Annotated in this window: 10 protein-coding genes; 7 read left to right on the top strand and 3 right to left on the bottom strand. The window is 56.9% G+C overall.

Features of this window, described 5'->3' with window-relative positions:
* The first annotated feature begins 52 nt into the window (after positions 1–52).
* Both AC0V6L_RS02475 and AC0V6L_RS02470 read left to right on the top strand, forming a co-directional pair.
* The gene (locus tag AC0V6L_RS02475; RefSeq protein ID WP_486152815.1) at positions 53–1045 is read left to right on the top strand and encodes a glycosyltransferase family 2 protein; all 993 of its coding nucleotides are present in this window, start codon (positions 53–55) and stop codon (positions 1043–1045) included.
* Entirely contained in the window at positions 1042–2562 is a 1521-nt protein-coding gene (locus tag AC0V6L_RS02470; RefSeq protein WP_486152813.1) for a GMC oxidoreductase, read from the top strand. Before AC0V6L_RS02475 ends, AC0V6L_RS02470 begins: the two co-directional genes overlap by 4 nt.
* On the opposite strand, the gene AC0V6L_RS02465 is transcribed toward AC0V6L_RS02470, so the two are convergent.
* Together AC0V6L_RS02465 and AC0V6L_RS02460 are read right to left on the bottom strand one after the other, a co-directional pair.
* A complete protein-coding gene (locus AC0V6L_RS02465; protein ID WP_486152811.1) occupies positions 2520–3731 on the bottom strand; it encodes a glycosyltransferase family 2 protein in 1212 nt (403 codons plus the stop codon). The two genes, AC0V6L_RS02470 and AC0V6L_RS02465, sit on opposite strands and share 43 nt — an antisense overlap.
* A complete protein-coding gene (locus tag AC0V6L_RS02460) occupies positions 3728–4621 on the bottom strand; it encodes a hypothetical protein (RefSeq protein ID WP_486152809.1) in 894 nt (297 codons plus the stop codon). Before AC0V6L_RS02460 ends, AC0V6L_RS02465 begins: the two co-directional genes overlap by 4 nt.
* Before the next feature lie 118 nt (positions 4622–4739).
* Here AC0V6L_RS02460 and AC0V6L_RS02455 point away from each other — a divergent pair, with 118 nt between their 5' ends.
* On the top strand, positions 4740–5615 hold the full coding sequence (locus tag AC0V6L_RS02455; RefSeq protein WP_486152807.1) for a hypothetical protein: 876 nt from the start codon (positions 4740–4742) through the stop codon (positions 5613–5615).
* Between the two features lie 11 nt (positions 5616–5626).
* Here the strand turns inward: AC0V6L_RS02455 and AC0V6L_RS02450 are convergent, their stop codons facing one another.
* Positions 5627–6703 (bottom strand): sulfotransferase family protein, encoded by a 1077-nt coding sequence (locus tag AC0V6L_RS02450; RefSeq protein ID WP_486152805.1) that lies wholly within the window; start codon positions 6701–6703, stop codon positions 5627–5629.
* A gap of 227 nt (positions 6704–6930) precedes the next feature.
* Between AC0V6L_RS02450 and AC0V6L_RS02445 the strand changes: the two genes are divergently transcribed.
* From AC0V6L_RS02445 to AC0V6L_RS02430, 4 genes are all read left to right on the top strand, one after another.
* Positions 6931–9081, top strand: coding sequence for a GumC family protein (locus AC0V6L_RS02445; RefSeq protein WP_486152803.1), 2151 nt, complete (start codon positions 6931–6933; stop codon positions 9079–9081).
* A 31-nt stretch (positions 9082–9112) separates the two neighbouring features.
* Positions 9113–10426, top strand: coding sequence for an outer membrane beta-barrel protein (locus tag AC0V6L_RS02440; protein ID WP_486152801.1), 1314 nt, complete (start codon positions 9113–9115; stop codon positions 10424–10426).
* A gap of 552 nt (positions 10427–10978) precedes the next feature.
* Positions 10979–11581 (top strand): sugar transferase, encoded by a 603-nt coding sequence (locus tag AC0V6L_RS02435; protein ID WP_486152799.1) that lies wholly within the window; start codon positions 10979–10981, stop codon positions 11579–11581.
* A 247-nt stretch (positions 11582–11828) separates the two neighbouring features.
* Complete coding sequence (locus AC0V6L_RS02430) at positions 11829–15188, top strand: autotransporter domain-containing protein (RefSeq protein ID WP_486152797.1); 3360 nt, start codon at positions 11829–11831, stop codon at positions 15186–15188.
* Positions 15189–15640 lie beyond the last annotated feature (452 nt).

The following is a 15640-nucleotide window of genomic DNA, read 5'->3' as shown; positions in this document are numbered from 1 at the left end:
GTGTGCGGGGATGTCAACGCCGCACGCTTTTTAGGCAGCAGGGACCACATGCGTGTCACAGATTGAAACGACAGACCCTTGCGTGGCGGTGATTATCGCCGCTTTCAACGCGGAAAAGACGATTGCGACCGCTGTCAAAAGCGCTTTGATACAGTCCGAAACGCGCGAAGTGTTTGTCGTGGATGACTGTTCCAGCGATGCGACGCTGGATATCGCGAAAGCTGCGGGCGAGGGCGACCCACGGCTTATCACGATCAAGCAGGCTTTCAATCAAGGCCCGTCTGCTGCGCGCAATGTCGCTTTGGCACAAACGGATGCGCCTTATGTCGCTGTGCTCGATTCCGATGATGCGTTTTTGCCGGGGCGGTTCAAGGCCATTCTGGCGCAGAAAAACTGGGATTTGTGCGCCGACAATCTGCATTTCACGCATGATCACAACGCTGTACCAGCGGCCAGCACTCCGCCGGGTGAAGCAGGCCGGTCCTGCAGCATAGATTTCGAAACCTTTGTGCTGGGCAATCTTGGCCGCCGCAATGACAATCGCACGGAACTGGGCTTTTTAAAGCCGGTGATCCGCCGCGCTTTTCTGTTGGAGCACGACCTTGCATTTGATGATCGCTGCCGATTGGGCGAAGATTTCGTGCTGTATACGCAAATGCTTGCCTTGGGCGCGCGTTACACCTTGATCGAGGCATGCGGATACAACGCTTTGGTCCGCCCCAATTCATTAAGCGCGCAGCATTCAATCTCTCATTTGCGAGCCTTTTTGACAGCATCGCGCACAATCAGCCGCAGCCCGCATCTGTCAGGCAGGGATAAAGCGGCGATAACCAAACATGTCAGGCATCTTGAAGAGAAAGTCATTCACCGCGAGGCTTTAGAAACCCGCAAATACCGCGGCGGGGTCAGGACAGCATGGTTTTTGATGCGCAGGCCGACTGCGGTGCGGGACATATTGCTTGATCGGTTCAGGGGACAGCAGGAAAACATCATGGCAGCGCGCGCGCTCCTTACATCGGACGATTTTGATAGATTGACGCAATGACCATCCGTTCAGCCGATGATGTCCACGAAAGCGTCATAACTACAGATATCGCAATTATCGGAGGCGGGCCTGCCGGGTTAAGCCTTGCAGCGCATCTCGACCGCGATTGCATCGTAATTGAAAGCGGCAATGTCGCCACCGATGTGCGCACGCATCACGTATTCCATTCGATCAATACAGGCGAATTGTCGAAGATTGATGCAGTGCGTGTGCGCGGTATCGGCGGGGCGAGCCTTCGCTGGACGGGGCGCTGCATTCCTCTGGATGCTTATGATTTTGCTGATCGTCCCTGGATCAGCGAAACGGGTTGGCCGGTCAGCCATGATGAGGTTCTGTCCTGGTGCGATAAAGCGGCCCAATTGATGGGTTTGCCCCGCGATGACGTGGGAGACGCGCTGATTGCGCAAAAGGCGCAGGCTGACGGACGGCTGGTGCCTGCAACCTGGCGGTTTGCCGAACCTGAACCGGGCGAAGCCCTCCGCTTTGGCGCGCATCTCAAATCGGCGTTTCAGGGCGCGAAACGATCCATCATCCATGCCGCGCATTGCACTCAGATCATGGCGACCCACCGCGAAGTGAAAGCGGTGCAATTGGTGACGCGCGATGGCCGCAATGTGCTGGTGAAAGCGCGCCATTTCGTCATCGCGACAGGCTGCGTTGAGGCATGCCGAATGCTGCTTGCGGCGCAGCGCGCCAATCCGGAAATTTTGGCCGGCGTTGCCCCGTGGCTGGGGCGGGGTTTTGGCCAGCATTTGCGCCTTGATGCAGGCGAGATTGAGGCAGACAGCGTGCAACTTGGCGCATTGCAGCGCGCCTTTGGCATAGTGCGCAAAAAAGGGCGTGCGATTGCCGAAACTGGTATGGCGATCAATCCCGATTTCGCTCGCACAAACCAGCTGGGCAATGCGTCCATCGTCCTTCGCTATGTCCCCAAGAGAGGGTATTCCCCGCGCGGCTGGCTGGCCGCTGCAAAGGGGCGCATGCTTGGCGAAACCGTGCATTACGACAAAGCGCGCGTTCTGGTCGAAATGGATACGGAACAAACCGTCGATCATGCGAGCCATATCGGGCTTGCGGATGAGCTTGATCCGCTGGGCCAGCCGCGCGCAAAGGTTCACTGGACAATCGGCCAAACCGATCGCCGCACTGTTTACAAGACTATGCAGGCGTTTGGCGGCTTTATCGCGCAATCAGGTCTTGGCCAGATGCGACCCGCCGAAGGGATCACGCCGGACCGGATTGATGTGGCCGTTCGCAGGGATAGTTTGCACCAGCTTGGCGGCACAAGGATGAGCGATAGCCCGAAAGACGGCGTCGTGGATGCCAATTTGCAAGTGCATGGGACTGCCAATTTGTCGGTTGTCGGCGGATCGGTTTTTGCGACCGGCGGCCATGCCAATCCCACCCAAACCATCGTTGCGCTCGCTTTGCGTTTGGCGCAGCATCTGAACGCAAAGCCGCAATCAGAACCGCTTCAGGTCAACAGCGCTATCTCAGACAATTCAGTGACGGCCTGATCGGTGTGTGCGGGGTTTGAACGGCGCAGCACCCGGCGCAATATCGCCTGCGCCAGATCACCATATCCGTGCAATTGCCCGATCAATTGCCACGCCTGCTGACGCTGGATTTCATCGGGACCTCGCAGGCGCCACACCAACCCTTCGATGAGTTCGCAAACGATCGCGCGCCCTGCCGGGCTGCTTTGCCCAAGCGCGCGCAATTCGGCCAAAGCACCGGGCGCAAGCGCGCCTGCAAATCCGTGCTTGCCCGCCATAGCCCTGCGGCAAATGCCGTTTTCCACTGCTGTCAAAGGCGCATCGGATAAAGCGGCTGCGGCTTTCCAATCGGCGATGGCATGGTCCCACAGATCATGCCGCGCCATAATGGTCGCGCGCTGGAGGAGAGCGGCGCGCTGAACCAATTCAGTCTTGGCGCTTGCGAACATCCCTTCAAAGAAGGACAGCGGCACATCGCGGTAAACCCGTTCAAAAATGCGCGCGTCATAGTCCTGCCAAACCGTGTTTGACTGGCCCGCATCATGCAGCATCGCAGAAGGCCCGCGCGCGCCTTCGTGTTTGCGCTGCCAGAAAATAAGATCATCGGTAAAGGCCGCCTGGCCGCGCATCGCGATCCGCACAAACATATCGTAATCCTGTGCGCGCAGCATGGCGGGATCAAACGGCCCGGCGGCCTCATAAAGGCTGCGCCGGGCAAGCGCAGCGTTGTGCATGACAAACGCATCTTCGAAGATATGGCGCGCGGGAGACCCTTCCTCCAAAGACGGCCGATGCGCCATGCCCAGGTCCACGCGCACACCGCCGCGATGCGTGAATTTGGCATAGCGGCCAAAGACATAATCTGCCCCCGTCCGCTCAATCAGGCCATGCAAAGTGGTGACCGCTTCGGGGCACAAAACATCGTCATCATCGCAGATCCAGATATATTCGCCGCGCGCCTGCTGCATCGCGCGATTGAGAGCGACCGATTTTCCAGCATTGTCCTGCCGCATATGCGTGATCGCTGTGCCAAACTGCGCCAGCACCTGCGATGTGTCATCATCGGACCCGTCATCGACAATGATAATCTCGTCTGTGTCATCCATCTGGGCAAGGATCGAACCGATAGCCTCGGCGATGTAATCGGCGCGGTTATAGGTTGGGACAAGGAAGCTGATCCGCGTGCTCATGCGCGCTTGCCTGCGGATGGACCAAGATCAGGGACGGGGCCAAAATGCGCTTCCATCGCGCGAATTTGCTCATCATTGCCATCGGAATAGAGGTTCTGCGCGGCCAGCGCGACGTCCTGCGAATGGGGCCAATCAACGATGTCGAAATGGCCCGGAACGCGCACATGCCGCGTGCCCGCTTTGCGCGCCATCCAGAAAAACCAGATATCATCGCCCCTTGGGCACAGCTGCGTAAACAGCGCCTCATCCAGGACATCATCGGCAAAACAGCCGGGCGGATACAGGATGCCGCCAACCCCTGTGGGAAACAGCACGCGGCCATCATCGCGGTTTTCGGTTTGCGATGCGGCCAGTTCCCACGTGGCATAGGGCGCCAGCATGCCCGCTGCATCGCGCAGCGCCATGTGAGACCGGGCCGCGATCACAGCGCCGGGATGCTGTTTTGCGCGCCCCACAAGGCTCGCCAACCAGTCCGGCGGATAATAGACATCATCGTCAGCTGTCACATAGAAACAATCGGGCCGCTGATTGAGCGCAGGGATCAGTTTTTTATAGCTGCGCGTATCGGCGCACGGCTTTATCTCCAGCCCCGCTGGCTCCAATGCGCGCACATCATGCGGCACCGCGTCCATATCCTCATGCGCGATCCACAATTGGACCGTATCGGCGGGTACTTTTTGATCGAGCAGCGATCGCAATGTCTTTGCCAGATCGCCAAATCGCGGTGGATAGGATGTGAGTGTGATGATCAGCGGCGCATCAAGACCGTGCGGTACTGCGTCTCTGTCTCTCACAACAGGGAACCGCTGGACCGCCCGCAGCGCGCGGGCCAGCAGGATCTTGGCTCTTAACCATTGATAGATCACTTTTAATCGGTAGACGCCGCGCATTGTTCTGTCTCAAAACACCTTGGTGAATACGCTTAGGCAAATTGAAGAAATGTCTGGTAAAGATCGTTTCGACACGCGCTTGGCAATAAGCGCATCATTGTAGGATTGCGAACGCGAAATGCACAGCAGCGCGAAATTGGGACTGATTACGATGGCTTATGGCCGGCAGAAATATGTCGACCAGGCGATTTCGCTCGCGCAATCGGTAAAGCGGCACGTGCACCATCTGCCGATCTGTCTGGTCACCGACCGGGCAGATCCGGTCGCGCCGTTTGACCATCAGGTCCGCATGGAAAGCTTTGCCGAAGCGGGGACAGTGCTCAAGACGCGGATTTACGAATATTCCCCATTTGAAGAAACCTTGTTCATCGACAGCGATTGCCTGGTCACGCGCGATTTTACCGCGCAATTGGACGCCATCCGCGCATGGGATTTCTCGCCGGTGGTCAACACCTACCTTACCGCTGGCGATAAAGATTTGTGGCTGGAGGATGTGGGCGCAGCACTTGAAAAAGTGGGCGGCGCGCGCTTTCCCAAATTCAATGGCGGGGTGTATTTCTTTCGCAAAGGCGACATCGCGGCCCAAGTGTTTGGCGAAGCCGAAGCCATCCGCCACCGGCAAAGCGAGCTTGGCATTCTCGATTTTGATGCAGCAGGGCCGGGCGAAGAAACGCTGATTGGCCTTGCCTGCGCGAAAATGGGGCTGACCGATCTGTACGATGATGGGGGCCGGTTGATGCGCACGCCGCTGAATGCGACAGGGCCGGTGCATCTCGACATTTTAAAAGGCGAATGCCGATTTGAAAAGCACGGGCGCATGGTCGAACCGGCCATCGTGCATTTCTGCGGTGAATGGATTGATCATCCCGCTTATCGGATTGCCGTGGAGGAAATCGCTTCGGGCAAAAAGCTGTCCGGGGTCAAACGCACGGCCATCACTGCGCAGCATAAAGCGGGCCGATTGGCGCAGAAGGTGGCCGATAAGGTCGGCTAGGCGGTCCCGCGCTATCCGCGCCGTTCCAATTGCGCCTGTATTTTACCAAGGGCAAGCTTGGCCAGCATCACCGGATGGCGAAAGCGGGCATATTGCGGGTGATCGACAATCCTGTCGGCTGTCTCTGGATCATCGCTGGGCAACCAGCGGATGCCGCGCGATGCCTGATCGATGAGGGCGTTTTCTTGCGCTTCGACAAACCCGCGTGACATGCGAAATGCAGTCCGCGTGCGCGCCGGGGCCGGGCCATGGTCATAGCCGTGCCGGATCAGCAATTCATGGCAAACCATATCGCACACCTGCCTGATTTCGGGCGGTAAATCAGCGCGCCAGGCATATTTGCGCGCGTTCGTCATCCCGTCTGCCACTTGCCCTTTCCAGCTTTCATTAGCGGTGGATACACTTTGTGCGGACTGGCCAAACTCGATCATCGCGGGATCAAAATCCTCCCCGATATGATCGCAGATCGATTGCAGCACGCCTGCTGCATCATCGACAATGTCCTCATACCGAACCGTGGTAGAGCCCGCATCTGCTTCAAGAAACGGCTCAGCTGCCGCATTCCATTGCTGCCACAGATAGATATTGGGCAGGATATGGTCGCTGAATGTCGGCAATTTACGCGTAGAAAGCCCCACATCGCGGGGATCGCGCAGGATGCGAATGATGCGCGCATCGGGCCACAGCTTTCGTATTGTTGGCAGGTGCTCGATATGATTGGGCGTTTTTTCCACCCAGCGCGTTTTGCCCTGCCGCTGGGCAAAGGGCACCACCAGCGCTTCCAGCAAAGCGGCAATCCCCGGTTCGCGCTGCTCCAAATAGCGGGTCAATTGATCGCGGTCTGTCCCGAACAGGGCGCTCACATCCTGTTCGGCCAGTGTAAGCGAGGCAATCAGACCGGCCCCCGCGCGCGGCCAATCAGGATCGCGCGCTGCCTGTTCAAGCGAAAGGGTGGGCAATTTGCTGAAAAACTGCGTTTCCGGCCCGGCTGATAAATGGGGATGCGAAGCCAGCATGGCCGCCAGCATAGTCGTCCCCGAACGCGGCGCGCCGACGATAAATATGGGTGGTGGGGCGCAAGGTTGCATTTATGGCACGCTTCGTCTGAAAAACTGTGTCGAAAGGTCGACTGCTTCCTATGAAACGCGCTTCAATCTGACTAGAGCTAATAATCGCGGCTCTGGTCGGCTTGTTCCGGTGCAATTTTTGAATGTTCAAGGGTGGATAAGGCAAATCCACCATGTCACACAGGGATTGGCGCAAGGAAAAAAGCCCTAGAGTTGTAAGTCATTGTCGGCACGAACGGGAAACCTACGTGAAAATTGAAGTTCCAGTAGACGATCTAGACGATGATGATGGCCCTTCAGAGGCCTCTCAGCGCACACCTTTGCTGCCCGATCCCAGCTTTTTGTGGCAGGTGTTCCGCCGCAATCTGTGGCTGTTCCTCGGCTGTATTCTGGCTGCTGTGCTGGCGGCTGTCGCCTATTTGCTGACAGTGACACCTGAATACACCGCGCGCGCCAGCCTGCTGATCGAACCGGCAACCGATCCTGTGCGCACATCGGGGCCGAATGAAAATTCGCTGATCCCCAATGCCGATGAAATTGACACCGAGATCCGCCTGATTGGTTCGCCTTTGGTTTCCGAGATTGCGGGCCAATTGTATGCGGAACGCTTTGCATCGCCCGATGGTGATGAATTTACGCCTGCTGAAATTGAAAGCCTGGGCAATCGCATCCGAAACGCGACCAGTGTTGTGCGTTCTGGTTCGACCAAAGTCATCGATATTTCGGCAAAGGGTCCGGACAATATCTTTGTCGCGGCTGCTGCCAATCTTCTGGCAGAGGCGTATCTGCAATCGCAAGTGAATGACAAATTGCAGCGGTCTGCCGCGACGCAGGCGTTTATTTCAGAGCGTCTGACCGAGCTTGAGCGCAATGCAATCGATGCGCAGACCCAGCTCGACAATTACCGTGCATCGCGCGGCCTCGTTAGCGCAAATGGCGGCAGCAATGCCGAACAGGAAGTATCCAATCTCAACCAGCAGCTCGCTTCTGCTCAGGCCGATCTGGCGGAAAAACAGGGGCGGCTTAGCGCGGCACGTGAACAATTGGCGCGCGGCGGGGGCGGTGCGGATGTTGGCGCGGCTTTGGGATCGGGCACGATCACCAGCCTTCGCCAACAAGAAGCGCGCGTGGGCGCACAATTGGCCGTTTTGACAGAGCGCTATGGCGAATTGCATCCTGAACGCCGCCAAACACAATCGGAATTGATTGAGATCCAAACCCGCATCCAGCAGGAAATCAACCGGGTCATCTCCAGCCTGCAAGCCGAGGTGCAAACCGCGCAGTCGCGGGTGTCCTCACTGGCTGGGAGCAGGGAGCAGGCGCTGGGCACTTTGACCGCCAATAGCCGCGCGCAGGCTGGCCTTAGCGAGCTTGAGCAGAAAGCGCAGGCGGCAACGTCGATCTATCAAAGCTTCCTTGAACGCTCACAGGAAAATGTCGCCCTGCGCGACAGCGCGCTGCCAGATGCCAGCTTTGCCGCGCGTGCATCGGTGCCAAACAGCCCATCGAGCCCCAATTACCCGCTGACTTTGGTCTTGGCGATGCTGGCCGGGTTTGTGCTGGGCTTTGCTTCGATCTTTATCGCGGAATATCTGCGCCGCGGGGTGCAGACCAAACGCGATGTCGAACGGCGTTTGCGGCTGCGCTATGCTGGCGCAATCCCGACCCTGCGCTCAACGATTAAAGGGCGCATGGCGTTGGAGCCGCCGCAGGAATATGTGGTGAACAATCCCAAATCCTTGTTTGCCGAAAGCTTCCGGTCCATCCAGACTTTCCTCACATTGTCACCGGGCAAACGCCCGCGCGCTATCGCCATCACTTCGGCGCTGCCGGGAGAGGGCAAGACCACCACTTCTGTCTGCCTTGGCCGGGCGACTGCGATGGTGGGCGTGAAAACCATATTGGTGGATGCCGATTTGCGCCGCCGCGGATCGAGCGAGCTGCTCGATTATGAAAGCGAACACGACATCTATGATTACCTGCATGGCCGGGCTGATCTGGATGCGTGTATTTACACCGATCCGCGCACCGGGCTTGATCTGCTTGGCAGCAATGACGGGTCCGATGATGCGGGCAATCCGATGACGGATGACAAAATCCGTGAAATGATCAATGAACTGCGCAATCGCTACGATGTGGTTGTGGTCGATACCGCACCGATCCTGGCCATTGCAGAAGGCCGGGTTATTGCAGCGGCCGTGGACCGCGTGCTGCTGGTTACCCAGTGGAAGAAAACATCAATCCGCGCGGTCGAAGCGGTGGTCGATATGCTGCTTGAGGCCGGGGCAAAGATCACCGGGCTCGCGCTCAGCCAGGTCAATATCAAGAAATTCGCCAGCACGGGCGACGGTGATGTCTATGCCTATACGAAGAAATTCCGCGGCTATTACGTCAATTAACGGTCAAGTTCATATCAGGGGGAAACTGACGATGGCGAAAGCCAATGGGGCGAAAGCCACAGGCGGCCTGCGCGCTGCCAGCATTGTAAAAAGCGCCGCAATCTTTGCTGGGGCAGGGGCCGCAATAGCTTTGCCTGCCGCCAGCGCGTCTGCGCAATCGGACCGTCAGGCGCAATCGGTTGCCGAGCGCAATGCGCCGGAATTTTCCAGCACGCCGATACCTGTTGGCGGGTTTGAAATGTTTCCATCGATTGATCTGGACGTTGAATATAACGACAACGTCTTTGCGACCGAGACCAATGAGCGCGACGATCTGATCGTATCGCTGCGGCCCAATATCCTGCTGCGCGATCGGCGCGAAGATGGCGAGACCCGCGTTAATCTGTCAGCGGACCTTCGCCGTTTCACCGATATCTCTAGCGAGAATGCAGAGCAGTTCCGGCTGGATGCGACCACTCGTCAAGGGATTGGCACCGGGTTTGAATACAATCTGGGCGTGCTGCTTGAACGCAATAACGAACAGCGCCGCAATATTGACGCGTTCGATGTGGTTACAGCGCAGCCTGTGTCGTTCACCAATGTTCAAGCCACTGGCGGCGTGGCCAAGGAATTTGGTCCTTTCCGGGTCAGCGCAGAAGGGCGTTTGCGAGCGGTATCGTTTCAGGGCGATGTCAATGTGGGCGGCACTCTGTTTGATTTAAGCTTTCGCGATTTTGAAACCTATCGCGGCACGGTGCGGGCATCCTTTGCCCGCTCGCGTGATCAGCGTTTCTACGTGCAAGCTCAAATTGATAAGCGCGACGCGGAACTTGCCCCCCTGTTCGAAGAATTTGTGGTCGTTGATTTCATCGATCGATCATCGGACGGCTTCCGGTTTGAAGCTGGATACGGCCAGCAGGTGACCGAGCTATTGTATCTGGATGTGCGCGCCGGGTATTTGCGGCAGAATTTCGATGATCCCACTCTCAACCCAATCGAGGGATTGGCATTCCAGGCGGATGTCTTGTGGAATGTCACGCCGCTCACATCAGTGGCATTTTCAGCGCTGAGGCAAGTGGATGAAACGCTCAACCCGGAATTTACCGGCTTGCTGCGCACCGAAGGCCGAGTGCAGATCGAACATGAATTGCTGCGCAATCTCGTTCTGACCGGGCGGCTGGGTTACGCCGATCTCAATCTTGGCAATTCTGATCGCGATGGTCGCCGGTGGAATGCCGGTTTCCTTGTCGATTACAGACTGGATCGCCGCTGGAGCTTCCTGCTTGAGGGGCGGTACTTTGATCGCACCGGCCTTAATGACTTTATACAAAATTCGATCTCGGCAGGGGTCAGATACAGCTTCTAGCGTAGCAATTCGCTAACGATCGTGCTTATATACCGGCTGAGCTCGAAAACGAGCCGCACCGGGAGACAAACGATGCCAGCTATTCGTGGTCGCAGGCACGATGCCAATTTGCTTGCTGTAACGCTTGAACCGACAATGACGTCCGCTTTCCTCCGCAGGAAAGTGGGAGACCAGAAAGCTGGTCGTGCGCGCGCGGGCAAGTATCAACGTTCGACGCGATTGCTCATATTGCTGGCGGGAATTGGGGCCAGCTGGGCGCTGGTGATCGGCGCTGGCTACGGCCTTGTCAGTCTTTTCTCATAGCGCCCATTTTGTCCCATTTTGAGGCTCTGATTGCGGTATAAGACAATGTCGCTTGAGTGTTACATTCTGGGGCAAACTTCGACCTTGCGAATCAGAACAGTTTCAAAGCTCCTAATCCGGTGTTAGCGCCTTTTTAAGGTTCAACCAGGTTTAGGGGATTCGGCAATGTCCGGCGGTCAGGCGCGGAAACTTGCACAATATGAACGCCCGAGGATTATCTCTCGGAGCGATTTCATTATTGATGACCCTGTGTCAGCAAAGATCATCGACCGTGTCGGCTCGTTTTTCTTGCTGGTGATGGCTGCACCTTTAATGGTGCTTATCGCGCTTGGCATTATGATTTCTTCCAAAGGGCCGGTCTTATTCAAACAGCAACGCATTGGGCGCGGCGGTAAGAAATTTGACTGCTACAAATTCCGCACCATGGAAGTGGATGCGAAAGAGCGGTTGGATCGTCTGCTTGAAAACTGCGCGGCGTCGCGGTTTGAATGGGCCAAGGATCACAAGCTGAAGAATGACCCGCGCGTCCACCGCATTGGGAATTTCCTGCGCAAAAGCAGCCTTGATGAGTTGCCGCAGCTGTTCAACGTCTTGATCGGCGATATGAGCCTGGTCGGACCGCGCCCGATTGTTGAAGGCGAGATCAAGAAATACGGACGGTATTTCGCGCATTATTGCGCCGTGCGCCCCGGTATCACCGGGCTATGGCAGATCAGTGGCCGCAACGATGTCGCCTATCGCCGGCGCGTCGCGTTCGATGTGGTCTATGTGCGCAAGGGCCGTGTCGCAGACAATGTGCGTATCTTGCTGCAAACTGTGCCAGCAGTGTTGGCCGCGAAAGGCTCTTATTGAGCGATCTGACCTGCGGGGCGATGCCCCTGTCGGTCATTACTTGCCAGACCTCGTGCAAAAAACCGTCCCAAATCAGGACATTAGCTTGCACTATAGTAAACACTGAGTAAAAACCGTGCGCCTGCGCGGGTGTAAACGCAACTTTATTGCGAACTTATCCACTCGGGCGAGTGATGTTTGTTGTTTTGCTCAGGTTCAGAGTAGCTTCATCGAGTCGAGAGGGGCTCGACCAATCAAGGGGCTATCTATGCAAAAGATGAAATTACTGCTGGGCGTCGGTGTTATCGGGCTCGCAGGCGGTCTCGCCGTGCCAGCAATGGCATCAGAAAATGAAAACAGCGAAGAAACGGTCGCACTGGAAGCGCGCGGCACGTTTGAAGGTTTTCAGATCAATCAGCGTCTGTCCACCGTGATGGCGCCCGACCTTTCGATGGCATCCACATTCGCCACTCCTGAAAATTATGAAGCGGTCCCAGTGCCTGCGAGCCCGGAAATCATCGCGCGCGATGATGTTGGCGTTGGCGGTATCATTGATGTCAACAACACGCAGCCATCGGTTGTTCAGCTCTTTATTCAAGACAATGTCACCGGCGGCATTTTCTTCAATTGCACGGGCACGGTCATCAATCCGCGCACGGTGCTGACAGCGGCGCACTGTTTGAACAGCCGGCCATCAGAAGCTTACGGCACACCCGGCACGGGCGACACATCGGTGCTGATCTCGTCCGGCGTTGATAGCTCGGTGCGCTTTTTCGAGTATCTGGGCACAGGCGCTGGCTATAATGAAGGCGGCGTCGCGACGAGCACGGACGTTGTGATCCACGCATCCTCCAACCAGGAAAATGGCGGCTTAGCCTTCCCATGGGCTGATATCGCTCTGGTCGCTGTGGACGCGCCGATCACCGATATTCCCTCAATGCCCATTCTGCTGACCCCGCTGGATGAGCTGACTCATGTCGTCCAAGTTGGATACGGCACATTCGGTGTTGCCAACGGTGTTGAAGGCGGTGGTTCTGAAGGGATTGGCTTCCTGCGCCGCGTTGGCGAAAATATGCTGGGCGCGATCGCATCGCCTGCCGATCTGGGCGATAGCCTGTTCCCCGCTTTTGCGCCGACATCCGATTTCGGGTTCGAGACGCAGGCCTTTTACTTCACCGACTTCGATAACCCCGATCGCACTCAGGAAGAGCTGGATGGATGTGTGTTCGACCCATTCGGTCCAGTATGCGACAGTTTGGAGGCGGTTCGCGCGATCGACTATTTCGATGATGATGCGCTGCCAAACGAAGTTGCGACAGCGGGCGGTGACAGTGGTTCGCCACTGATTGTAGATGAGCTTTATGATTTCCCGATTGTCACAGCGGTCCTGTCGGGCGGGTTTGATTTCTTCGGCGTTCCCGAAGGATACGGCGATATCAGCTTCTACAACCCGATCTATCCGTTCTTTGAGTTTATCTCGGAGAACACGGCATACAAATATGTCTCCGCCAAAGCGGGCAATGGCGTGTGGTCTGATGCGTCTCGCTGGACGCAGGATCTCGATCCCGGCTTCTTTGTCGATGACGGCACCGGCACTCTTGTAAACGGTCTGCCAACCGGCAGTGAGCCGGGCGTTTATGAAGCAGGGCCCAAACTCGGCACGATTGTCGGGATTGATATTTCGGGCAATTCCACGGCGCCTTCGCCGTTCCTGCCGCCCGAAGGCACGCCCAATTTCGGCGCTGACACACCCAACAGCTCTGTGCTGCTTGGGCCGGGTTCAACCGGGTTCGTCCCGCAAAACACCGATGGCACACCGGGCGCTGCGTTTGAAAATCCTGCGCAATATTTCGAAGTGCATCTCAACAATTTCGGGCGCACCACGGTCGATCTTGATGTTGAGATTGATAAGCTTGTGATCGACAATGGCGATGCGAGCTTCATCTTGCCGAGCGCCTACTCCTTCTCATCCATTATTGGTGTCGAGCAGTTCGATGGCACATCGAAAATCGACGGCACCTTGGATGCTGGCATCGTGGCGCTGTTTGGCGGCATTATGTCGGGCGGGGGCACCGTTAACACGCAGGCTTTCTTCAACCTTGCAGGCGGTTTGGCACCGGGCAAACTTCGCGGCACGGGTACGCTGAATATTGATGGCGATTACATCCAAGCCTCATCGGGCGCCTTACTGGTTGATATCTCCTATTCGCGTAGCCGGATTAAGTCCGATCTGTTGAATATCAGCGGGGACGCAAGCCTTGCAGGAACTTTGGCTATCAGAGGCCTTGGCCGCCCACGTTTTGGGGATGAGGCTGTTGTCCTCAGCGCCAATTCCATTCTGGGTGATTTCCAGGAAGTGAACCTGTTTACGCGGTCCCCTGTCCTGTTTGCTGAAACCCGGATTGATGGCGGCGATGTCATCGTCACGATCAATGCCCGCAGCATTGGCGATATGGTTTCCGGCAATCTCACAGGTGTCGGACAAGCGCTCGATACGCTGCGGTTCTCTGGCCGGGGCGATAATTTCGTCGGGTTGTTCGATGTTATCGATAATGCCGGGTTTGACAGCCTGTTGCCCACTTTGAATTCGTTGACTCCGGTCAGCGCGTTTGGGCAATCCATGGTCGCCAACAGCTTCTCGCAGCGTTTCACCGGGCAATTGGGTCAGCGCACGCTGGCTTTGCGCGGCGCCAACAAAGCGGCAGCGGGCTTCTCATCGGCGGGCAATGCTTCTTTTGCAATTGCAGGGACAGCTCCGGGCGAAGAGAACAAGCTGGGCTTTTTCTCTACCGTATCGGGCGTGTTCTTGAACGGTGCAGACCGCAATACGGGCGCTAATGCATTCGAAGAAGCCGCTTTCACTCAATCGGGTGAGCTGACGCTTGGCGCGGATATGGAAGTGTCCGATGGCTTTAGTGTCGGTTTCGCAATGACCAGCATCCGCAATTCCGGCACCAATATCGGCGCATCGCAGCGTCCCGATGATACCAGTGTCGCAGGCGCGGGCTTTGCCGCCTACCAGTTCGGCAATGGCTTTGCCGATATGTATGTCGGCTTTTCCGAGCAGACATACGGTGTCGAGCGGGCAGCACAGGGCGATTTTGCCAGCCAATATCTCAACGCCAATGGCGCAGCAGATGGCTCGCAGACATTTTCAGGCATGCGTCTGGGCTACACGTTTGACATCGCCAAAGGTGTTGAAATGGGTCCGGTGGCGAGCCTTGATTATGTTCGCAACAATATCGGCGGTTACACCGAATTTGGCGCAGGCCAGTTCGGGCTGACGGTGCTGGATCGCACATTCACATCAGCAGGTGCAAAAGTTGGCCTGATGGGATCGCTGGACACGGGCATTGGCAGCAAAGGCCAGTTGAGCGCCTTTGGCTCAGTCGCATATGCACGTGAACTGGCGGACAATGCAGATATCGTGACAGCGCACTTTATCGGTGCTTCCGATGTGCCCTTCGCGATCAGCAACGCGCTTGATCCGGAATGGGTCAGCGTCAATGCTGGCGCGCAATTGTCGCTGGGCAATGATCTGAGCGTTAGCGTGAGCGGCACTTCTGATCTTGGCCGCGGAGTGCTGACCAACAATCAGGGTCGTATGACCCTGAACTGGCGCTTCTGATCAGACCCGATTGATCGGCACAGTGCCTTAGAAGCGGCCGCGTTTCCTCTACAGGGAAGCGCGGCCGTTTTGCGTTGTGACGGGTTGCAGCGATCTTGTGCCGCCATCGCAGGAGCACGTCGTTGGTGACTGCAACATGGGCCGCAAAGGCAGGGCCCAAAGCGCAGCGGTTCGTCGGGACACAGACATCTCTACGTGCGCCGCTGTGCGGCGAAACTATCAGGCATCAACAGGGTTGCCCGAACCTCATGGCTCGGAATGTCTCCCTAAGACGTATTGCCGCTTTGATCCGTAAAAGTACGCAGCCCACCAGCGTGTTGTAAGTTCTGCAAGTGAGCTCTTAAGAGTAGCGGTCAGTCGTGTCCCACATTCACGAACTCTTTTGTGGGCGTGCATTTCTCGGTCCTTTGGCGCCACCAGCGCAACTTGTAAAATCCTATGAAATCGGAGCC

This window comes from Erythrobacter sp. JB1-15 (genome assembly GCF_057365035.1).
The sequence above is the reverse complement of the archived record's forward strand: the minus strand, read 5'-3'. Positions and strand labels throughout refer to the sequence as shown.

Excerpts from the sequence above, each read along its gene's own strand:
- AC0V6L_RS02470 (WP_486152813.1), top strand. The coding sequence starts at position 1,042 with ATGACCATCCGTTCAGCCGATGATGTCCACGAAAGCGTCATAACTACA.
- AC0V6L_RS02465 (WP_486152811.1), bottom strand. The coding sequence starts at position 3,731 with ATGAGCACGCGGATCAGCTTCCTTGTCCCAACCTATAACCGCGCCGAT.
- AC0V6L_RS02460 (WP_486152809.1), bottom strand. The coding sequence starts at position 4,621 with ATGCGCGGCGTCTACCGATTAAAAGTGATCTATCAATGGTTAAGAGCC.
- AC0V6L_RS02455 (WP_486152807.1), top strand. The coding sequence starts at position 4,740 with ATGCACAGCAGCGCGAAATTGGGACTGATTACGATGGCTTATGGCCGG.
- AC0V6L_RS02450 (WP_486152805.1), bottom strand. The coding sequence starts at position 6,703 with ATGCAACCTTGCGCCCCACCACCCATATTTATCGTCGGCGCGCCGCGT.
- AC0V6L_RS02440 (WP_486152801.1), top strand. The coding sequence starts at position 9,113 with ATGGCGAAAGCCAATGGGGCGAAAGCCACAGGCGGCCTGCGCGCTGCC.
- AC0V6L_RS02430 (WP_486152797.1), top strand. The coding sequence starts at position 11,829 with ATGCAAAAGATGAAATTACTGCTGGGCGTCGGTGTTATCGGGCTCGCA.